18 protein-coding genes, 1 tRNA gene and 1 pseudogene are annotated in these 20,025 nt (G+C 67.9%); 12 read left to right on the top strand and 8 right to left on the bottom strand.

The annotated features are described in order from the left end of the window. Positions 1-192: 192 nt before the first annotated feature. Positions 193-1,938, bottom strand: coding sequence for a protein kinase (locus AB0C75_RS01750; protein WP_362885998.1), 1,746 nt, complete (start codon positions 1,936-1,938; stop codon positions 193-195). 335 nt (positions 1,939-2,273) lie between these two features. Beyond that, positions 2,274-2,957: a TetR/AcrR family transcriptional regulator gene (locus tag AB0C75_RS01745; RefSeq protein ID WP_362885996.1), complete on the bottom strand. Its 684-nt coding sequence runs from the start codon at positions 2,955-2,957 to the stop codon at positions 2,274-2,276. A gap of 107 nt (positions 2,958-3,064) precedes the next feature. Here AB0C75_RS01745 and AB0C75_RS01740 point away from each other — a divergent pair, with 107 nt between their 5' ends. The 4 genes and pseudogenes from AB0C75_RS01740 to AB0C75_RS01725 all read left to right on the top strand — a co-directional run bounded on the left by AB0C75_RS01740 (position 3,065) and on the right by AB0C75_RS01725 (position 5,562). Further along, complete coding sequence (locus tag AB0C75_RS01740; protein ID WP_362885994.1) at positions 3,065-4,282, top strand: cytochrome P450; 1,218 nt, start codon at positions 3,065-3,067, stop codon at positions 4,280-4,282. Positions 4,283-4,302: 20 nt separating this feature from the next. Then, positions 4,303-4,494 carry a ferredoxin gene (locus AB0C75_RS01735; RefSeq protein ID WP_362885993.1) on the top strand — a complete coding sequence of 64 codons (192 nt, stop codon included), beginning with the start codon at positions 4,303-4,305 and terminating at the stop codon, positions 4,492-4,494. Continuing rightward, positions 4,421-5,380: pseudogene (locus AB0C75_RS01730) on the top strand (Scr1 family TA system antitoxin-like transcriptional regulator). Before AB0C75_RS01735 ends, AB0C75_RS01730 begins: the two are co-directional and overlap by 74 nt. Further along, positions 5,377-5,562, top strand: a complete 186-nt coding sequence (locus tag AB0C75_RS01725; RefSeq protein WP_362885992.1) for a DUF397 domain-containing protein — start codon at positions 5,377-5,379, stop codon at positions 5,560-5,562. The pseudogene AB0C75_RS01730 and the gene AB0C75_RS01725 overlap by 4 nt, the downstream one beginning before the upstream one ends. A gap of 67 nt (positions 5,563-5,629) precedes the next feature. Here AB0C75_RS01725 and AB0C75_RS01720 read toward each other — a convergent pair whose 3' ends face one another. Continuing rightward, on the bottom strand, positions 5,630-6,139 hold the full coding sequence (locus AB0C75_RS01720) for a hypothetical protein (RefSeq protein WP_362885990.1): 510 nt from the start codon (positions 6,137-6,139) through the stop codon (positions 5,630-5,632). 267 nt (positions 6,140-6,406) lie between these two features. Here AB0C75_RS01720 and AB0C75_RS01715 point away from each other — a divergent pair, with 267 nt between their 5' ends. Then, positions 6,407-7,558, top strand: a complete 1,152-nt coding sequence (locus tag AB0C75_RS01715; protein ID WP_362885988.1) for a hypothetical protein — start codon at positions 6,407-6,409, stop codon at positions 7,556-7,558. Between the two features lie 194 nt (positions 7,559-7,752). After that, complete coding sequence (locus tag AB0C75_RS01710; protein WP_362885986.1) at positions 7,753-8,742, top strand: SGNH/GDSL hydrolase family protein; 990 nt, start codon at positions 7,753-7,755, stop codon at positions 8,740-8,742. A gap of 128 nt (positions 8,743-8,870) precedes the next feature. Here the strand turns inward: AB0C75_RS01710 and AB0C75_RS01705 are convergent. Further along, positions 8,871-8,945 (bottom strand) — tRNA-Cys (locus tag AB0C75_RS01705). Positions 8,946-9,145: 200 nt separating this feature from the next. Between AB0C75_RS01705 and AB0C75_RS01700 the strand changes: the two genes are divergently transcribed. The 4 genes from AB0C75_RS01700 to AB0C75_RS01685 all read left to right on the top strand — a co-directional run bounded on the left by AB0C75_RS01700 (position 9,146) and on the right by AB0C75_RS01685 (position 13,157). Beyond that, positions 9,146-10,612, top strand: a complete 1,467-nt coding sequence (locus AB0C75_RS01700) for an MFS transporter (protein WP_362885984.1) — start codon at positions 9,146-9,148, stop codon at positions 10,610-10,612. A gap of 32 nt (positions 10,613-10,644) precedes the next feature. Then, the gene (locus AB0C75_RS01695) at positions 10,645-10,842 is read left to right on the top strand and encodes an Arc family DNA-binding protein (protein ID WP_359471344.1); all 198 of its coding nucleotides are present in this window, start codon (positions 10,645-10,647) and stop codon (positions 10,840-10,842) included. Further along, complete coding sequence (locus AB0C75_RS01690; RefSeq protein WP_362885983.1) at positions 10,842-11,210, top strand: type II toxin-antitoxin system death-on-curing family toxin; 369 nt, start codon at positions 10,842-10,844, stop codon at positions 11,208-11,210. Before AB0C75_RS01695 ends, AB0C75_RS01690 begins: the two co-directional genes overlap by 1 nt. Before the next feature lie 165 nt (positions 11,211-11,375). Continuing rightward, positions 11,376-13,157, top strand: coding sequence for a DEAD/DEAH box helicase (locus tag AB0C75_RS01685; protein WP_362885981.1), 1,782 nt, complete (start codon positions 11,376-11,378; stop codon positions 13,155-13,157). An 86-nt stretch (positions 13,158-13,243) separates the two neighbouring features. On the opposite strand, the gene AB0C75_RS01680 is transcribed toward AB0C75_RS01685, so the two are convergent. The 3 genes from AB0C75_RS01680 to AB0C75_RS01670 are packed head-to-tail and all read right to left on the bottom strand — an operon-like array spanning position 13,244 to position 16,657. Beyond that, positions 13,244-13,906: a hypothetical protein gene (locus tag AB0C75_RS01680; RefSeq protein ID WP_362885980.1), complete on the bottom strand. Its 663-nt coding sequence runs from the start codon at positions 13,904-13,906 to the stop codon at positions 13,244-13,246. A 4-nt stretch (positions 13,907-13,910) separates the two neighbouring features. Further along, on the bottom strand, positions 13,911-16,208 hold the full coding sequence (locus AB0C75_RS01675; protein ID WP_362885978.1) for a hypothetical protein: 2,298 nt from the start codon (positions 16,206-16,208) through the stop codon (positions 13,911-13,913). Beyond that, complete coding sequence (locus AB0C75_RS01670; protein ID WP_362885976.1) at positions 16,208-16,657, bottom strand: hypothetical protein; 450 nt, start codon at positions 16,655-16,657, stop codon at positions 16,208-16,210. The genes AB0C75_RS01675 and AB0C75_RS01670 overlap by 1 nt, the downstream gene beginning before the upstream one ends. A gap of 568 nt (positions 16,658-17,225) precedes the next feature. Between AB0C75_RS01670 and AB0C75_RS01665 the strand changes: the two genes are divergently transcribed. Together AB0C75_RS01665 and AB0C75_RS01660 are read left to right on the top strand one after the other, a co-directional pair. Next, the gene (locus AB0C75_RS01665; protein ID WP_362885974.1) at positions 17,226-17,867 is read left to right on the top strand and encodes a helix-turn-helix domain-containing protein; all 642 of its coding nucleotides are present in this window, start codon (positions 17,226-17,228) and stop codon (positions 17,865-17,867) included. 123 nt (positions 17,868-17,990) lie between these two features. Further along, positions 17,991-18,776, top strand: a complete 786-nt coding sequence (locus AB0C75_RS01660; protein ID WP_362885972.1) for a S16 family serine protease — start codon at positions 17,991-17,993, stop codon at positions 18,774-18,776. On the opposite strand, the gene AB0C75_RS01655 is transcribed toward AB0C75_RS01660, so the two are convergent. After that, positions 18,706-20,025 carry an MFS transporter gene (locus tag AB0C75_RS01655; RefSeq protein ID WP_362885971.1) on the bottom strand — a complete coding sequence of 440 codons (1,320 nt, stop codon included), beginning with the start codon at positions 20,023-20,025 and terminating at the stop codon, positions 18,706-18,708. The two genes, AB0C75_RS01660 and AB0C75_RS01655, sit on opposite strands and share 71 nt — an antisense overlap.

Genomic DNA, 20,025 nt, shown 5'->3' with positions numbered 1-20,025 from the left:
GGAAAGAACAGCTCTTCGAAGCCTGGCGAGGGAGAATTCGAAGAGGAGTGTTGGAGAGCAGGCCGTGCTCCGAGGCACTCTGCCGCGTTCACCGATGAGCGCCCAGCACCGCCGCGAGGCCCTCACCCATCAGCGTAAAAAGCACCGGACCAGTGGAGTGATCGTCGGGGGGCGAATGCGACCCACGAGCGGTCAGTTGTTGAGTTTGGTGGCCTGCAGGACGGTCAGGCGGCGGACGTAGAGGGCTGCGGCAGCAGCGGCCGGCACGACGAGGACGTGCGCGATGAGGCTGAACCAGGTATCCGCCCGGAACTCATACGTGTGCTCGCCGGGAGGGGCCGGGTGATCGGGAAAGTTGTAACCCCAAGCGAGGAGTTCCGTCCAAGGGGTCCAGAACAGCAGCCAGGTCAGAATGGCGGGCAGCCACAGGGCCCACCAGATATTCAGCACACGGGCAGGAGCAGGGCCAGGGCCGGGCGGGCTGGATGCGTGCCAGACGTCGTTGGCGATTTGCTTGGGAAGGAACAAGTTCGCGATGGGTACGAACCAGCTGATCACCGCCATCGAGGGTCCGTACCGCAGCCGTCCGGGTGTGAGCTTCTCAGCAATGGCGCGAACGCGGGCGAACCAGCTGAGCCAGCACACCAGCAGCGCTACGCCAAAAAGGAGTTTGGCGTCGTACAGGAGGTACGCGGTGGAGATGCTCCACCCGTAGCCGAAGCCCCACAGCCTGAATTGCTCCGGCAGGAATGCTTCGTAATGGCCGTCTTCCGCGTAGGCGATGAGCTGGTGGGTGACCGTCAGCGCGGAGATCAAGGAGACAAGGGCGAGAAGCCAGTAGACGGCTGTCCGGTAGCCACCGGCTGGGTCCTGTTGGCTTCGGGCATTGCGGCGTTCGTCGACCAGACGCCGTGCGGTCGTGGCCGACCGGCCATCCTCGCTGCCGGTACGCGTGCCGGGTTCGCCGGTCGGAGCGGTGAGCGGGGCGGTCCCGGCCTCAGCACCTGCCTCGGATCCCGGAGCTATCCGGGTACTGGGGTCTTCCTGAGTAAGGAGCTGTATGGCGTCCTGGCCAAGGCGGGCCAGCACCCCCGGCGGCAGCCACGGGGACAGCGAGCGGTATTGCGTCTCCACTCGGTCTCGCAGTTCGGCGAGGGTCGGTCTGTCGGCGGGTTTCTTGGCCAGACAGTCCCTGATGAGTGGGAGTAGAGGCTCGGGTACGCCGGTGAGGTCCGGCGGTTCGTGCACCAACCGGTACATCAGCACGTGCAGCCGGCCCTCGGTCGCCTCGAACGGCAGTCGGCCGGAGGCGGCGAAGGCCAGTACCGTGCCCAGGGAGAAGATGTCGCTCGCGGCGGTCAGTTTCTCGCCCCGCATCTGCTCCGGTGACATGAAGCCGGGTGAGCCGACCACCACTCCTGTGGCTGTCAGGCCCGCTGTGGTGGAGGAATCCAGGGCGCGGGCTATACCGAAGTCGATCACCTTGGGCCCGTCGATGGTGACCATGACGTTCGACGGCTTCAGGTCGCGGTGGACGAGGCCTGCGGTGTGGATGTCGCCGAGCGCCTGACACAGGCCGGAGGCCAGACCGCGTACCGAGTGCACGGGCAGCCGCCCGTGCTGCTCGGCCACCAGCTGGTGAAGGGTCGGCCCGGCGACGTACGAGGTAGCGACCCAGGGGAGTTCCGCGTCGGGGTCCGCGGCCAGCACGGTGGCCGTCCACTGCCCGCCGACCTGTTGGCCGAGGGCGGTCTCCTTTGCGAAGCGGAGCCGGAAGTCGGGGGTTGCCGCCAGTTCGGCGCGGATGGTCTTTACCGCCACCATCCGGCCACGCGAGGAGCGGGCCAGGTAGACCACGCCCATGCCGCCCTCACCCAGTCTCCCGATGAGCCGGTAGTCAGCGATCCGGTCAGGGTCTTGCCCTTGCAGAGGCTGCACCGCGGATGGCTCCCTCCCCGTGAACATCGCTACGCCACACCCAAGACTAGCTTCGGCGCCTCATGGGAACCGGGTGATCGGCCGGCTCGGCGCCACGGGGTGCTGAAGCCCGGCGGCTCGAAACTGCCCGGCCTTGCCGAGACCCGCGCATTGCTCAAGACAGTTCCCGGCTGAGGGAACGACCTGGGCATGTGCTCAGCCACCATCTGCTCGAACACATCGAGCTTCTCTTCGAGCATGCGGGACATCCTGCCGGGCACGCGTTCGCGCCATTGGACCGGATGTCCCGGCACACCTCAAGTACATGCAAGCCCCGACCGGTGAACATGCGGTCACTAGGCGTCTCCGGCAGTGCCGTTCGCTGCCTGGCCCGAGCCGGTGTTCTGCAGGGCACCCGGCGGCGCGAGGAGCAGCGGGAGGTAGACGTCGTCGACGATCTCGGTGATGACACCCTCCGGGATGGGCGCACCGTGGAGGAGGAAGTGGTTGCGGAGCAGGTCGACCGCCACGGTGGCGCGCCGTGAGGCGGGGATCCACGGCTCGATCTCGCCACGTGCGGCGGCGCGCAGCAGAACACTCTGGATCGGCCCCGGGCCCGCGGTGTGCACTCGTTCGCGGACCAGTTGGGCGAGCTCGGGGTCGTGCATGGCTTCGGTCAGCAGACCGCGGAGGATGTCGCCATGCGATGTCGCCAGTCTGACGCAGAGCTGACGTAGTGCGGCCATGACGTCGGTGCGCAGAGCGCCGGTGTCGGGCATGTCGACGTCGGAGAGGCGATGGACGGTGCAGGCGTCGACGACGAGTTCGGCACGGCTGGGCCAACGGCGGTACAGGGCGGCTTTGCCCGTGCGGGCCCGCGCGGCCACGCGCTCCATCGTCAGTCCCGCGTAGCCGACCTCGGCGAGTTCGTCGAGGGCTGCCGCCAGGATGGCGTTCTTCAGTTCCTCGCCTCGGCGGCGAGGGTTTCTTCGATGGTCGCCGTCCATCCGGTCCGGCGCGTCCCCGTTGGTTGGAGGCATGACTCCCAGCCATTTGTCGAGCACCCGTTGCAAGCGCTGAGTGGGCCAGCCTAACCTCGCATTAGAGAACTGACCGTTCTTTAAGCGTCGAGAGCATCGAGGGACTGATGACCGAGATCATTGAGACGCCCCCATCAGGTGCGACCGCCTTCCCCAGCGACCGCACCTGCCCCTACCACCTCCCCGATCAGTACAACGACCTCCGGGCACGCGAAGGGTCGCTGCAGCGGGTGACCCTCTACGACGGTCGTCAGGCATGGCTGGTGACCGGGTACGACACGGCACGGAAGCTGCTGGCCGACCCCCGGCTCTCCTCCGACCGGAGGCACGTCGACTTCCCGGCAACCTCGGGGCGAGTGGAGAGCTTCCGCGACCGCCGCCCCGCCTTCATCGGCCTGGATCCGCCGGAGCACGGGCCGAAGCGGCGCATGACCATCAGCGAGTTCACCGTCCGGCGCATCAAGGGGATGCGGGCCGACGTCGAGCAGATCGTGCACGGTCTTCTGGACCGGATGATCGCCTCCGGCCCGCCCGCCGACCTCGTCAGCCAGTTCGCGCTGCCCGTGCCGTCCATGGTGATCTGCCAACTGCTGGGCGTGCCCTATGCCGACCACGACTTCTTCCAGGACGCGTCCCAGCGGCTGATCCAGTCGCCGGACGCCGCGGGGGCGCGCGCCGCCCGGGATGACCTGGAGGGCTACCTGGGCGGCCTGGCAGACACTCTGCGAGGCAAGCCGGGGCCGGGCCTGCTGAGCACCCTCGTCGCGGAGCAGTTGGAGAAGGGCACGATCGACCGCGAGGAGTTGGTGTCGACTGCGATCCTCTTGCTGGTCGCCGGCCACGAGACCACAGCGTCGATGACATCGCTGAGCGTCATCACCCTGCTCGAACACCCCGACCAGTACGCCGCACTGCGCGCCGACCCGTCGCTGGTGCCGGGCGCCGTGGAGGAACTGCTGCGCCTTCTGGCGATCGCCGACATCGCCGGGAGCCGTTTCGCGACGGCCGACATCGAGATCGACGGGCAGCACATCCGAGCCGGTGAGGGCGTCATCGTCACCAACTCCATAGCCAACCGAGACAGTTCGATCTTCGCCGACCCGGACGTCTTCGACGTCCGGCGCGAGGCACGCCACCACCTGTCGTTCGGATACGGCGTACACCAGTGCCTCGGCCAGAACCTGGCCCGCCTCGAACTGGAGGTCATTCTCACGGCGCTGCTCGAACGGCTGCCGAACCTGCGGCTGGCGGTGCCGGTCGACGAGCTGGACCTGCGTCCGGGGACGACGATCCAGGGCGTGAACGAACTCCCGGTCACCTGGTGACCGCGGCGAAGGGAGCAGCCATGCGTGTGACAGCCGACCGGGAGGTCTGCGTGGGGGCCGGTCTGTGCGCGTTGACAGCACCGGAGGTGTTCGACCAGGACGACGAGGGCCTGGTCACGGTGCTGGACGCCGAACCCGGTGCCGAGGCACGCACACCGGCGCGCGAAGCCGGCGTGCTCTGCCCTTCGGGCGCGGTGCGCGTCGTCGGGTAGGCCCCGCGGCCGCGGGCGGGTGCTCGTGGTCATACCGGCCGAGCGTCGGTCCTCTGCGATCGGCCGTCAGCTTCGGCTGGGGGCCGATTCGCCTGCACGCCGACGTCCGGGCGCGGACGAAGCCACGGCCCATCGGGTGCGGGCGGGGCTCACGCAGAAGGACGCCGCGGAGCAGCTGTTGATCTCGGAGTCGCTGATGGGGGCGGTCGAGCGGGCGGAGCGCATCCCCGGGCTGGAACTGCTGGCCGACGCGGACCGGGTTTTCGGCGCCGGCGGTGCGTTGAAGGCGTGCGTCGAGCTGGTCGACGAGGAGAAGTACCCGGCGAAGTTCCTGGACTGGGCACGGCTGGAACGCCAGGCGCGGGTCGTCAGCGCGTACGAGACGATGCTGATGCCGGGGCTGCTCCAGACGGAGGCGTACGTGTACGCGCTCTACCGGGCACGTTAACCCGCGTACACGGAGGACGAGATCGTCCGGCATGTCGAGGCGCGGCTGGAGCGACAGGCGGTGCTGCTGCGTACGCCTCCGCCGCATGTCGGGTACGTGATCGAGGAGTCGGTCCTGGACCGGACGCTGGGCGGTGCGGAGGTGCTGAAGGAGCAGTTGCTGCATCTGCTGGACTGCATGCGACGGATGAACCACCTGACGGTGCAGGTGATGCCTTCCGATCAGCACACGCACGCGGGGTTGAACGGGCCGATGCAGCTGATGTGCACGGCGGAAGGGCGCAATCTGGTCTTCGCGGAGAGCCAGGGCGGCGATAGGTTGGTGTCAAGGCCGGAGCAGGTCGGCGATATGTTCGATCTCTTCGGCATCCTGCGGGCCCAGGCGCTCAACCCCTGGAAGTCCGCGGAGGCTATCGAAACGAAGGTGAGGCGACTATGACCGTCGGGCCGGAGCTCTCCTGGTTCAAGTCCAGCTACAGCAGCAACGGTGGCGCCTGCGTCGAGGTCGCCACCTGCCCCCACACCGTCCACGTCCGCGACTCCAAGGTCACCGGCGGCCCCATATTTGCCATAGCCCCCGCCACCTGGACCGCCTTCTTGGCGGGCACGGTATCGCGCTGACCCCGGCCAGTAGCGGACATCGCCAGGTGGGTAAGTTCCGTGACTCGATCCTCACGGAACGGCAAGGTCACTCACAGGCCGCCGACCGCTCGACCGCCTTCGTGTAGTCGGTGATCAGACTCTTCATGGCCGCCTGGTCGTCGATGCCGGAGTCGAGGACCTGGATGACCGCGAAAAGATCCATCTCCGGGTGGGCCGACGACGTACATGAAGCGGTCTTGCCCACGCCGGCCTTCCCGGCATAGACGAACCGGTAGTCGTCCGACGCCGTCCCGCCGTCCGTGCCGGCGTATGCCTCCGCGACCGTCGCCCCGGTTTCGCCCGTGCCCCACCACGTTTGGGTGAGGCGCAGGGCCGCCTTGCCGTCCACGGAAACGTCGCAGCGAGTCGTCCCGCCGTTCGGCTTCGAGGGTGCCGACGAGACGGAATCCCCACCGGGTAGCGCGGCTTTCACGAGCGTGGGGTCGACAGTGATCCCGCACAGCGATGTGGGCATGGTGTACGTCTTCTCGGCCGTGTCGTCGCTGTCGCCGGAGCACGCCGACAGACCGGAGGCGAGGACAACGGTGGCAGACAAAGCGACGCCCGCGCCGATGAACCGGTGACGCCGGAGAGTTCCACGGACAGACAACGCGAGAGCCTTTCGAGATTCGGATACGGATGGGCACGACACAGCGGAGCCGTCGGCAACTTGGCTGGCGGAGCACTGGCCGTGCCCTGACGAACAGTTGCAGGGTATTCGCTTGTACGTGCCCTGCGAAACGCTCCGTCGATAGGCTGTCGCGCAGTGTCCAGCAGGACTGCCCAGTCCAGTCACAGGCGAGCCATCGGGGGAAACGCAACAATGGAGTTCGACGATGTCGTGCACGCTCCCGTGGGCAAACTCAAGGCAGCCGCCGACGACTGGGCGGAGATGGTCACCAAGCTGGAGACGCTGGCCGACGACGCTCGCACCGGCATGAAGGCGAAGTCGGACAAGGCTGACTGGGGCGGTGTGAACGCGGGCGTCACCAAGCCCTTCATATCCAAGACAGCCAAGGAGTTCGAGGACGCGGCAGCCGAGGCCAAGGGCATCAAGCTGCTGCTCGCGGACGCGCACACCTCGTTCAAGACCGCCAAGGACGAGCTCGTCAGGATCAGGGACGAGGAGGCGGGTCAGGCAGGGATCCTGATCAGCGTCGCGGGGAAGGTGACGCCCCGGTATGACCTGGAGCACGACGTCGGCGCGCGTAACGACCCCGACTATCCGGCGGCCCTCCAGAAGCAGAAGGCCGCCGTGATCGCATGGCAGAAGCGGATCGATCGGCTCGTCGAGGATTGCTCCGATGCCGACGATTCCCTGAAGCGGGCCCTTCTGGCCAATGTGCAGGGTGACAAGGACTTCAGTGCGCCGAAGTTCAGCAGTCTCGACGCGGAACAGGTTGCCCGCGCCGCGGATCTGGTGGAGACGGTCACGGGCGATCTCCAAGCTCATGCAATACATGAAGTAAGGGCATGCATCTGCGAAGGAGGTGACGCGTTACTGTCATGCGGTCAGGGCATCCCGTCAGGGTTGCCGGCAGGCCGGGCAGTCAACGGGGGACTTCTCATGCAATGGCCGGTTCGCCAGGAATTCGACCGCGTGGCCGGACGCCAGCAAAGCTGGGGGGCCGGTCTGTTGGCGGTGTCAGCAGCCCTGTTCCTCTGGCTGGGCTACCTGTTGCTGATCCCGTTCAGCGTGCCTTACTACAATGATGAAGTCGCCTGCGAAGCCCCCGTGTTCTACGACAGCGCGAGCACGTCCTACAGCCAGGGTGCGGGAAAGCTGTGCAGCGCCCAGCGCGACTGGCCGGAACTCCTCGGGCTCGGACTTCTCGCAGTGCTCCCCGCCGTCGCGGGTGCGGCACTGTTCACGAGCGGGAGTGCACGCAAGCGCGCGAGCGCTCATGTCTTCCGGATCCTCGAGTTGCAGGAGTCTCAGGAGCGCGCACAGCAGAGGGCGCGACCCAAACCCTGAGTGCGGTGGCGCAACCGCCGCTGGCCACGGCTGTCGCGCCCGCGGAATCGTACGGCCTGGCGTTGGCTGTTTCACTGACACAGGGACGAGGTTAGAGGGTCAACGGGGTGCGTCACTGCGTCCGCCTGTGGCCTCGGGCACGGCAGGCAACGGCAGGCAGCAGACTTCGATGGCATGCACCTCCTCTCGACTGAGTGGAACTGGTGCGTCAGACAGGGAACCCGGGAGATCCGAATCGCTTCATCACCGGTGCGACATCCCGTCAACTCCCTCTCAGTGAAGGCATGATGACTCAACTCGCACGCACCTTTCGTAGCACTGCCCGCGCCGCGTCACTGGCGGTGGCGGCGATCGGCACCACTGCCGGACTGATCGGTGGCTTCATGGCCCCGGCTGCATCTGCTGCCGAGCCGGCCGATCCGACCTACGACAACTACGTGGCGCTCGGCGACTCGTACGCTTCCGGTGCAGGTCTCAGCTTGGTGGATGACGCCAACTGCGATCGCACCAGCGAGGGTTACCCTTCGGTGATCGCCGGAGCAGTGAAGGCGAAGTCCTTCAAGAACGTCACCTGCAGCGGTGCCACCACGGCAGAGATGGCCAAGGCTCAGGGCACCAACCCGGCCCAGCTCAGCGCCCTGTCAGCCGACACCGACCTGGTCACGCTGTCCATCGGGGGCAATGACATCGGGTTCACCGAGATCATCACCAACTGCGTCGTCGGCAGCTTCAGCGATCCGACCGGCAGCCCCTGCAAGACGCATTTCAATGAGTCCGGCAGCGATGCCATCACCACTCGCATCAACTCCACGGCGGCCAAGCTCACGGTCAGCCTGCAGTACATACGCGCCCTTGCACCCAATGCCCGAGTCCTGGTGGTCGGTTATCCGTCGCTCGTGCCGGACGACGGCAAGGCCTGCCGTCCCGACGTCCCGTTCGCGGACGGCGACGTGCCCTACCTCCGCGATGTGAACAAGAAGCTCAACCAGGCCCTCGCCGACCGGGCCAAGAGCGCCGGCGCGGAGTACGCCGACACGTACACGATGACCATCGGTCATGACATGTGCCAGAGCGAAGCAGACCGGTGGATCGAGCCCATCGAAACGGAGTTCGCACCGGCGCACCCCAACAGCTGGGGCCAGCGCGCCATGGCCTACGGCGTCTATAACCAGCTCCGCAACTAGGGCGTGTTCCGCAAGTCCCGCCGGCCCGGCGGGCCCCAGCCCCCGCTGGGCCCCGCATAGCCGCTGACGCACGCAGGACGGCCGCCCCCGCGCCATGGGGGCGGCCGTTCCCTTTGTGTTCTCCCGCGTGGAGGCCGTGACCGGATTCGAACCGGTGTAACTCGAGTTGCAGTCGAGCCCCTAAACCTCTCGGGCACACGGCCTTGCTCTTCTTCTTGATCTGCTGTCGACCGTACGGGTCCGCAGGGGCCGCCTCAAGGGACGCGGGTGGGCCGCAACGCGACTGCCATGCCGCGTTCACGTTCGCGCTCGGTGTGAGGCAGGGGTCGTAGGACGGAGGGACCAGCCGGATACCGCCCATCGACAGGGGTCACCAGGGGTTATGGCCCTTACTCTGGTGCTCATGACTGCCCTGGAACCCCGTGACCCCGAGGTCACCGCTGCCCCCGTGGAGACCGCCGTAGCCGAACCGGCCGAAGGTGTCCTCGGGCGTACCTATCGGGCGCTCAGCATCGGCATCGTGTCCGTCGTCCTGCTCATCGCCTTCGAGGCCACCGCTGTCGGTACGGCGATGCCGGTCGCGGCCCAGGAGCTGCACGGCATCCCGCTCTACGCGTTCGCCTTCTCCGCGTACTTCACCACCAGCCTCTTCGCCATGGTGCTCTCCGGGCAGTGGGCCGACCGGCGCGGGCCGCTCGCCCCGCTCGCCACCGGAATCGGTGCCTTCGGGGCCGGGCTGCTGCTCTCCGGGACCGCGGCGAACATGTGGACGTTCATCCTGGGGCGGGCCGTCCAGGGCGTCGGCGGCGGGCTCGTGATCGTCGCGCTGTACGTCGTCATCGGGCGCGCCTATCCGGAGCGGATCCGGCCGGGCATCATGGCCGGGTTCTCGGCGGCCTGGATCGTCCCGTCCGTCGTCGGCCCCCTCGCGTCGGGGACCGTGACCGAGCATCTGGGGTGGCGCTGGGTCTTCGTCGGCATTCCTGTCCTCATCCTCCTGCCGCTCGGCCTCGCGCTGCCCGCGATCCGGCGGATGGCGGGTGGGCCTACGGACGCCGTGGCCGCGGCTGAGCCGTTCGACCGGCGCCGTATCCGGCTCGCGCTCGGGATCTCGGCGGGCGCCGGGCTGCTCCAGTACGCCGGGCAGGAGCTGCGGTGGGTCTCGCTCGTCCCCGCGCTGGCCGGCGCCGCGCTGCTCGTCCCCGCCGTGCGGGGGCTGCTGCCCCGGGGGACCGTGCGGGCCGCGCGGGGGCTGCCCGCCGTGATCCTGCTGCGGGGGATCGCGGCCGGCTCGTTCATCGTCGCCGAGTCCTTCGTGCCGCTGATGCTCGTGACCCAGCGCGGGCTGTCCCCGACGCTGGCCGGCCTCTCGCTGGCCGCCGGCGGTCTGACCTGGGCGCTCGGCTCGTACGTACTGGCCCGGCCCCGGCTTGAGCCCCATCGCGGGGCTCTCATGGTGGTGGGCATGGTGCTCGTCACGTGTGCGATCGTCGCCGCGCCGAGCGTGCTGATCGATGCGGTGCCGGTGTGGACGCTCGCCGTGGTCTGGGCCTTCGGATGCTTCGGCATGGGTGTGGTGATCTCCTCGACGAGCGTGCTCCTGCTGAAGCTGTCGGCCCCGCAGGAGGCGGGGGCCAACTCGGCGGCCCTCCAGATCTCGGACGGGCTGTCCAATGCCCTGCTGCTCGCCGCGAGCGGGGCGGCGTTCGCCGCGCTGGGCGGCGGCGGGGTGGGCGCGGCCGCCCACGGGGCCGTGGGGAGCGGTACGGCCGCGGTGCACCCGGGGGCGTTCACGGCGGTGTTCCTGCCGATGGCGGCGGTGGCGCTGCTGGGGGTGTGGGTGGCTACGCGGGTGCGGACGAATCCGTAGTACCGCGTGGTACTACGCGGTACCATTCGCTCATGGCTGGTCTGAATCTGAGGTTTACCGAGGAAGAGCTCGACGCCCTTCGTGCGCGTGCCGAAGCAGAGGGGCGAAGCATGCAGTCCTTCGCTCACGATGCGGTGATCACCGCCATAAACGAACACTCGCGCCTCTTCAACGAGGCGGCGGATCATGTGCTGAAGGTCAGTGGGGAGCTGAACCGGAGGCTGGCCTGATGCAGTACCTGACACTGCCCGAGCTGCTGAACCTTGCGGAGCGGCTCGGGGCCGCCGAGGTGCATGACTACGGTCTGCTCGACTCGGCACTGGCGCGCCCGCAGGCGAGCGTATTCGGCCAGGACGCCTATCCGGACGTCTGGCAGAAGGCCGCGGCGCTCATGGAGTCCCTGGCGCGCAACCACGCGCTCGTCGACGGTAACAAGCGCATCGCCTGGTACGCGACGTGGGTTTTCCTGCACATGAACGGACAGCCGCTCGACGCCGGCCTCGACGTGGACGAGGCCGAGCGGTTCGTGCTGGATGTGCGTCAAGGGACGCTGGACATGGCCAAGATCGCGGAGCGGCTGCCTGGGTTCGCCAGGTGACCGTCTCCTGTGAAGCGGGTCTCAGCACTGCCGAGCCACAGCTGATTCGTAGGGGGTTCCGCCCCGCCCGCCGGTAGGGTGGCCCGGTTGTCGTATCGCGTACGGGTCGCTTCCGGGCCCGTACGGACAGCGCCCCACGTACCCGAGTGCCCTGAACCGGAGACCGTGACTACTACCGCCTCCCACCACCTCTCACCCGCCTTTCCCGGCCGCGCCCCCTGGGGTACGGCAGGCAAGCTGCGCGCCTGGCAGCAGGGTGCGATGGACAGGTACATCCAGGAACAGCCGCGCGACTTCCTCGCGGTCGCGACCCCCGGCGCGGGGAAGACCACCTTCGCGCTGACCCTCGCCTCATGGCTGCTGCACCATCACGTGGTGCAGCAGATCACCGTCGTGGCGCCCACCGAGCACCTCAAGAAGCAGTGGGCGGAAGCCGCGGCGCGCATAGGCATCAAGCTCGACCCGGACTACAGCGCCGGCCCCGTGAGCAAGGAGTACCACGGGGTCGCGATCACGTACGCGGGTGTCGGCGTGCGGCCCATGCTGCACCGCAACCGGTGCGAGCAGCGCAAGACGCTCGTGATCCTCGACGAGATCCACCACGCCGGCGACTCGAAGTCCTGGGGCGAGGCCTGCCAGGAGGCGTTCGACCCGGCGACCCGGCGGCTCGCGCTCACCGGCACGCCGTTCCGGTCCGACACCAACCCGATCCCCTTCGTCGCGTACGAGGAGGGCAACGACGGCATTCGCCGCTCCTCGGCCGACTACACCTACGGCTACGGCAACGCCCTCGCCGACGGGGTCGTCCGTCCCGTCATCTTCCTCAGCTACAGCGGCAACATGCGCTGGCGCACCAAGGCCGGGGACGAGATCGCCGCGCGGCTCGGCGAGCCGATGACCAAGGACGCCATCGGGCAGGCGTGGCGCACCGCGCTCTCGCCCACCGGCGAATGGATCCCCAACGTTCTGTCCGCCGCCGACAAGCGGCTGACCGAGGTGCGCAAGGGCATTCCGGACGCGGGCGGGCTCGTCATCGCGACGGACCAGGAGTCGGCGCGTGCGTACGCCAAGATCCTCAAGAAGGTGACGGGGGAGTCCCCGGCCGTGGTCCTCTCCGACGAGAAGGCGGCGTCGAAGAAGATCGACAAGTTCAGCGAGGACGAGTCGCGCTGGATGGTCGCGGTGCGGATGGTGTCGGAGGGCGTCGACGTCCCGCGTCTCGCGGTCGGTGTGTACGCCACGACCATCTCGACCCCGCTCTTCTTCGCCCAGGCTGTCGGCCGTTTCGTACGGTCACGGCGCCGGGGTGAGACCGCGTCCGTCTTCGTGCCGACCATCCCGATGCTCCTCGACTTCGCGAACGAGATGGAGGTCGAGCGCGACCACGTGCTCGACAAGCCGAAGAAGGGCAGCGACGAGGAGAACCCCTTCGCCGAGGAGGACCAGCTCCTCGCGGACGCGGAGAAGCTGGAGGACGAGGAGACCGAGGAGCAGCTGCCCTTCGAGGCGCTGGAGTCCGACGCGGTCTTCGACCGGGTGTTGTACGACGGCGCCGAATTCGGCATGCAGGCGCACCCGGGCAGCGAGGAGGAGCAGGACTACCTGGGCATCCCGGGCCTCCTCGAACCCGACCAGGTGCAACTGCTGCTCCAGAAGCGGCAGACCCGGCAGATCGCGCACAGCAGGCAGAAGCCGGCGGAAGAGGCGGACCTGCTGGAGAAGGCGGCCGAGAACCGGCCGGTGGTCACGCACAAGAAGCTGCTGGAGCTGCGCAAGCAGCTCAACACGATGGTGTCGGCCTACACGCACCAGAGCGGCAAGCCGCACGGGGTGATCCACACCGAGCTGCGCCGGGTGTGCGGCGGCCCACCGAGCGCGGAGGCGACGGCCGGACAGATCCAGGACAGGATCAAGAAGGTCCAGGAGTGGGCCACCCGGATGCGGTGAGCCGGGCGGCCCGAGAGGCCTGTCGGCCCCGACCGGCCCCGGTGCGCGAGCGGACCGATCCGCCTCGCGCACCGGGGGCCTCTGTGTCATCCGGGCAGGGCGTCGGGCACCTTGGCGGGGAGCTTGGCCTGCGCGGCGCAGCCGAGTTCCTCGGCCACCGCGCGGGACACGGCGTTGAGGATTGTCATACGGCCCTTTCCATCAGGGTTCACCTGGCCCCGTCCAGAGGTCATGTCTGCCTCCACATAGGGGGTCCTTCCATCAGCCCCCTCCGTGGGGCACGCGAAGTAGAGCGAGGTGCCCTGGTCGCCCTTGGCGGACGCGAAAAGCCCGAGTGGGAAGAACATCTCGCCCGAGTCGCTGGCCTTGTCCTCTGCGGCCAGGTCGGGATGGCTCTTCCTCGCCTGGAAGCTGATGTCGAGGAGCGGGAAGTCGCTCTCGTTGTCTGCTTTGTAGATGAGGCAGTCGCTCTTCTCAGATGGTTTGTCGTGAACGGTCTTGGCCGCCAGTTCCAAGGAGAAGGCGTACGGGACGCCGGACGCTTTGGCCCCCTGAAGCTCGGTGAACCGGTCCGTGCCGCCGAGTCTCTCCAGCGCGGCGGCTGCCGCCGTGCCCAAGGTTCCGTCGCAGACCTCGAAAGCCGAGAGGGCATCCGGTTTCTCCACGTTTCCATCGCCTTCGCCACAGGCGGTCGCGCCGGCGGCTACCAGCACCGCTCCTGACAGGGCTCGAAGCAGTTTGTTCCTCATTGACTCAGTCCTTGTACGCGGGGCGTCCGCGGTAGTCGCCCTGGATCGTTCCGGTGCCGAGATATCCGCCTTCGACGTCCTGCTTCCACTGCGCCCTGTCAATGGTCTCAGCCTGTTTCGGATTCAGGTCAAGGTATGTCTTGTAGGTGTCAGCGAGTTGGTCGGTTCCTTGTTGGTAGAACTGACTGCTGGTGGTTTGAGCCCTTTGTGTGGGATCGTCCTCAGCTCCGTCGAGGCCCTTGTCCACCTCGTGGCCGATGAAGGTGTTGACGGCCTCGCCTACGGTGTCCGCAGCTAGAGGCGCGATCACTAGGGCCGCCGCGGTGGAACCGGGCAGGGGGATGGCCGCGACACCGCCTCCCACGACGGCACCGGCGCCCAGTTTGATCCAGTCCCCGGAGCGCCCCAGAGACTTGTTGGCTTCCTCGGAGTCGGCCGTGTAGGTCGTTTCTGCCTGCTGCACGCGTGCCTGGTCCAGGATTCCGCGCGCCTCCGCCCCCGTGGTCATCGCGTCATGCGCGTTGTCCATGTTCGCTTCGCTGGTCGCTGGGTAGGCGTCCAACGCGCTGAGCGTGTACAGGTGCTGTGCCGCCGAGACCACACCGTGCGACGTCTCATTCTGCCCCAGTACGCTGAGGAAGTTGATGGCCGCCTGGTCGGTAAAGTTGGCCCGGCCTGCGTACTTGGCGGGGAACGTACTGTCGTCTTTGTCCACATCGCCCAGACCCGACAGGCTGTAGTCGATGTCGTCGATGTACGCCGCGCCCATCTTGCCCAGGCTGTCCGCCAGCTCGGACTGCTGGTGGAGCATCTCGGGGCCCTTGTCGCTCCCGTAGAGGTACGCCACCTGCTCCATGACCCCCGCCGTCGCCGCCGTACGTTGGTCCCCGCTGCCGGGATGCATGGGGTCCTTGCCGGTCATCGGATCGGAGTCGTACACCCAACCGGTGGTTGCGGACTCCATTGCGTGGCCCAGTGAGTCCTTGCCGGCGTTGACCTTGCTGTCGCCGTCGAGCGTCGGGTCCGGGAGCCAGATGCGGTCCTGGGTCAGGTACTTGAGGTTCGCGTTGACATCGCTGTCCTTTTTGACCGCATCCCCGGCACCTTCCGGCTGCGCGAAGAACTGTGTGGAAGCTTCCGGATTGTGACCCAGGGCCTCCATGAAGCCCGTCATCGGGTCGCGGCCCCGGTCGTTCTTGTCCCAGAAGTTGAGGTCGCCCTGGTTCCAGTTGTTGACCCAGGGGCTCATGTTCTCGACGTTGCGTTCCTTGTCGTACGCGATGAGTTTGTCGCCGTAGTCGTTGAGGAACTGGTCGTCGTAGTCGCCGAACCGCATGAGATTGCTCATGACCCCGAAGCCCGTGGGGTCGTTGGCGTCGTCGATACCGAGCCGGTCGGGGCCAAGCTTCACCATCTTCTCTTCCCAGCCCTGCATCTTTTCGCTGTCGGAGAGCGTGGCCGTTCCCAGGGTTATACCGAGGTTCTTCTGGAGCTTCTTCGCCTGCTCGTAGAACTTGGGGTTCCTTCCCAGGCCCTGGTACGGGTCGGCGACTCCGGCGTAGAACTCGAGGACCTTCTTCGGCTCCACCTGGGTGGCGAACCGCTCCGCGAAGAGCGGGTCGTTCTTGTACGCGGCCAGGCCGGTGTTGAGGGTGTTGAGCTCGGTCAGCGTGACGTCGTGCGGATCCTTCTTGACGATCTTGGAGAGCTCCTCCGCTTTCGCGACGGCCTTGGCTGCGGAGTCGCGGTCCGCGTACTTGGCGTCGGAGAAGCCGTACTTTGCCTGGTCGACCAGGAGCGTGAGCACCTTGGCCGCCGAGGTGTCGCTTTCCGTGGCCTTCTTCAGGATGTTCTGTATTTCGTCCCGGAAGGCCTCGACGTCCTGGTCGGTGTGCTCGGGCACTGTGGTGCCCTTCGCCGCCCGGTCGGGGTGGATGTTCATGGTGACGGTGAAGGTTCCCTCACCCGTGTCACGCACGGTGAGGTTCTTCTTGAGCCCACGTTCGATGGCCGCGTTGAGCTGGGCGCGATAGCTGACGAGTTCACCACGGGTGTCGGTGATGATCTTCTTGATCGTGTCGGCCTGGGTGTGGGCGTCGGTGAACTCGCCGGCCGTCTTGTCCACGAATGCGCGGGTGACGGTGGCGTTCTCGCCAGCCCAGTTCGCTTTGTCGGACTTGGCTTTCAGATCGTCTTTCGCGTCTTCCTGGAGAACTTTCAGTTTTGCGACCATCTGTTCCCAGTCGGTGATCGCCGTGTCCAGGTCGGAGAAGTTCGCGAAGCGCAAGGAATCGAGATCCATCAGCTGGCGGACCTTTCGTCGAAGCCCTTGTCGAGAGTCTCGATGTTGCTGACCACTGTGGCGATGTACGCCTCGTCGCCGGCGTGTGCGCCCTTGGTGTAGTCGAGGTGGTTCGAGATGTGGGCGCAGGCGTCCAGCAGGGAGCGGACCTGGTCGATCCAGCGTGAGGCCACGTGATCGAGGGCTCCGCCCAGGGCGAACGTCTCCGTCTTCAGGGTTCCGGCTGCCTGCTGGGTGGAGGCGCGGGCGTGGTCACCGGCCTTCTCGAGGTCGCCGTACATGCGGTACGCAACATTGCCGATCGCCGCCAGGTCCTTCTGGTTCACCTTCAGGTCGCCCCCGGGCGGCGGCCCTCCTCCCGCCTCCGGCGGCAGTTGGTTGAGCTGCATCCGGGTCGAATTCTTCTCGACCGCCTCGGATTTCAGTTGTTCCCATTCGTCCCACGCCATGGGTGGTCACCCTCCCGTAGTGCCGATAATCCCCGAATGCCCCTATTGTGAACGAGCATCGAAAGCCAATCTATCGATCCGGTTCGAGGGTTACCGCGAGAGTCGGCCACGGAGTTGAAATGATCAACCAGGCCTCGGGTCGGTGGGGTCCCGCGGGGCGCTCTCCGCTCGGCGCGAGGGGGCGCGCGGAGGGGTGTCGGGCGCCCGGGAGTGGATGTTTTTTGCGCCACTTATTCACGGTGGGTTAACAATCGTTCACGCCTGATGTACGGAGCGTTGCTCCGCGTCACCCGACTAGAACGCGCGTAGATGTTCGCGTTCCGGACGGTCCGCCGCTGACCGGCGGTTATGCCGGGCCGTTTCGGAGGGAGACCGGATTCTGGACGAGGTCTTCCGCTGAGCGGACTCCCTCGCTAATGTCCCCGAAACATGAACACCCCGTGGCAACGTGGCCGCGGAGCGCAGCCGGTGCCATGGCCAGTCGGCGGCCTCTCGGTGCGTCGCCGTGGGACCGGCGTCGGTACTTCGCAGAGACAACCGCCCCGCTCACCACGAGGGAGACGGCGTCGTGACCGCGGAGACTTCTCAGACGCTCGACCGGGGACTGCGTGTCCTCAAACTGCTCGCCGATACCGATCACGGCCTGACCGTCACCGAGTTGTCCAACAAGCTCGGCGTCAACCGCACCGTGGTCTACCGACTGCTCGCCACCCTGGAACAGCACGCGCTCGTCAGGCGTGATCTGGGCGGCCGGGCCCGAGTGGGGCTGGGCGTGCTGCGCCTGGGCCGGCAGGTGCACCCGCTCGTCAGGGAGGCGGCGCTGCCCGCGCTGCGTTCCCTGGCCGAGGACATAGGGGCCACCGCACACCTCACGCTCGTCGACGGGTCGGACGCGCTCGCGGTTGCCGTCGTCGAACCGACCTGGACCGATTACCACGTGGCCTACCGGGCCGGCTTCCGCCATGCCCTGGACAAGGGGGCCGCAGGCCGGGCGATCCTCACCGCCCGGCAGAAGACGGCCGAGCACCCGGGCTACACCCTCACCCGCGGCGAGCTCGAAGCCGGTGCCTGCGGGGCGGCGGCGCCGCTGGTCGGGGTCTCCGGTGTGGAGGGCAGTGTGGGAGTCGTCATGCTCGCCGACGCCGTACCGGAACGGGTCGGGCCGAGAGTCCTCGACGCGGCCCGTGAGGTCGCCGACGCCCTCCGTTAGGCGCCGGTCCCGCGTGAGCTGCCCCGGCTGCCCCGGTCGCGCCGCCCCGACCGCCCCGACCGCGCCGCCCCGCTCGCGCCGGGGCAGTCGGAGTCGGCGGTGCGTGGCGGATAGATTGGGCTGGTGGCCATTCGTTTCTCTCGCCCCCGCGCTCTCGCCCTCTGCGCGCTGCCCGTCCTCGCACTGTTCGGTACGGCCGCCTTCGCGCCGCTGCCGTTCACCGTGGCGCAGCCCGGCACCACCGCCGATGTCCTGGGTGACGACAAGGGGACACCGGTCATCACGATCAAGGGTGCGCCGACCCGGTCCACCGACGGCAAGCTGCTGATGACCACGATCCTCGCGACGGCGCCGACCGCGGACATCGGCATCGGGGACGTCGTGGACAGCTGGTTCAGGACGGACCGTGCGGTCATGCCGCGCGACTCCGTCTATCCGTCCGGCGACTCCGAGAAGGAGATCGAGCAGCACAACCTCCAGGACATGAAGGAATCGCAGAACGTCGCGGTGGACGCGGCCCTGAACTACCTGGACATGAAGCCCGGTTCGGTGGACGTCACCCTGCACCTCGCCGACGTCGGCGGTCCCAGCGCGGGCCTGTTCTTCTCCCTCGGCATCGTCGACAAGCTCTCCGAGGACCTCGACGGGGGCCTGACCGGTGGACGCACCGTCGCAGGCACCGGCACGATCGAGTCCGACGGTACGGTCGGCGCCGTCGGCGGCGTCTCCCTGAAGACCCAGGCCGCGCGGCGTGACGGTGCGACCGTCTTCCTGGTGCCGAAGGACGAGTGCAAGCAGGCGAAGGCCGAGCGGCCCGACGGCCTGCGGTTGGTCTCCGTCACGACACTGAAGGGCGCGGTGTCCGCGCTGCGGGCTCTGGACCAGGGGGGCACGGTCCCGGGCTGCTGACCTGCTGCTCCGGTGCCTCCATGGTGCGCCACGCGGGGAAGACCAGCGGGCTCAGCGTCGCCAGGAAGTACACCCCGCCCATCGCGAGGAGCGCCCCCGTCGCGCCCATGCCCTCGACCAGCAGCCCCGCGGCCAGCCCGCCCACGGGCATGGTGAGCTCGCAGCCCGCGGTGAGTGCCCCCGACACCCTGCTGCGCAGCTCATCGGGAACGCGTTCGTACGTCACGGTCGTCAGGATCGGATTGAGCATGCCGCCCGCGATCCCGCCCAGCGCCATCGTCACCGCGAGCGGCAGAGTGGTCCCGGTCAGTGCGGCGACCAGGAATCTCGGGGCGCCGCACAGCACCACGCACACTGCGAACACCGTCCGCCGCGAGAAGCGGTGCCCCACCGCCCCGTACAGCAGGGCGCCCGTCAGCCCGCCCGCCCCGAACAGCGCGGTGAGCAGCCCCAGGTCGGTCGCGCCGCCCAGCTGCCCCTCGGCGTGCACGGGTAGCAGGACGGCGTTCCAGCCCTGGTCGGTGCCGTTCATGAACATCACCATCACGACGACGGCGAGCAGCAGCCGGTTGCCCAGCAGGTACGCGTAGCCCTCGCGCAGTTCGGCGCGGTAGGCGCGCAGCGACACGGGGGCCGCCGCCTTGCTCGGCTCGGCCGAGCGGACGCCGCGTACGCCCGCCGCGACGAGCAGGGCGGACAGGGCGAACGTGGCGGCGTCCACCAGGAGCACCGTCTCGGCACCGACCACGGCGATCAGTACGCCCGCGAGCGCGGCGCCCACCATCCGCGCACCGCGCGACACCGCGTCGAAGAGGCTGGCGGCGCGGGCGAGTGTGGTGTCGGCGTGCTCCGCGAGGTCCGGGACCAGCACGTAGCGCGCGGTGTTGCCCGGCGTGTGAGCCAGGCCGTTCAGCGCCATCAGCGTGCAGAGCAGCCAGAAGTGGAGCGCTCCCGCGTAGTGCAGGAGCGGAATCGCGGCGATGGCGGCGCCGCAGACCGCGTCGGAGGCGATGGAGACCCGGCGCCGTCCGATCCGGTCGATGACGGGTCCGCCGATCAGGGCGGCGACGACGATCGGCAGGGTGGCGCAGAAGGCGACGACACCGGCCCGGCCCGCGCTGCCCGTGGTCTCCAGGACGAACCACGGTACGCCGATGAGCGTGAGCGAAGTGCCTGCCGTAGAGATGGAGTTGGCTGCCAGGACCGTGGCGAGCGGGGTGCGGTCCCGCGGTTGTTTCCCCCCGTCCAC

It is taken from the genome of Streptomyces sp. NPDC048565, from assembly GCF_040650935.1.
GTDB lineage: Bacteria > Actinomycetota > Actinomycetes > Streptomycetales > Streptomycetaceae > Streptomyces.
The sequence above is the reverse complement of the archived record's forward strand: the minus strand, read 5'-3'. Positions and strand labels throughout refer to the sequence as shown.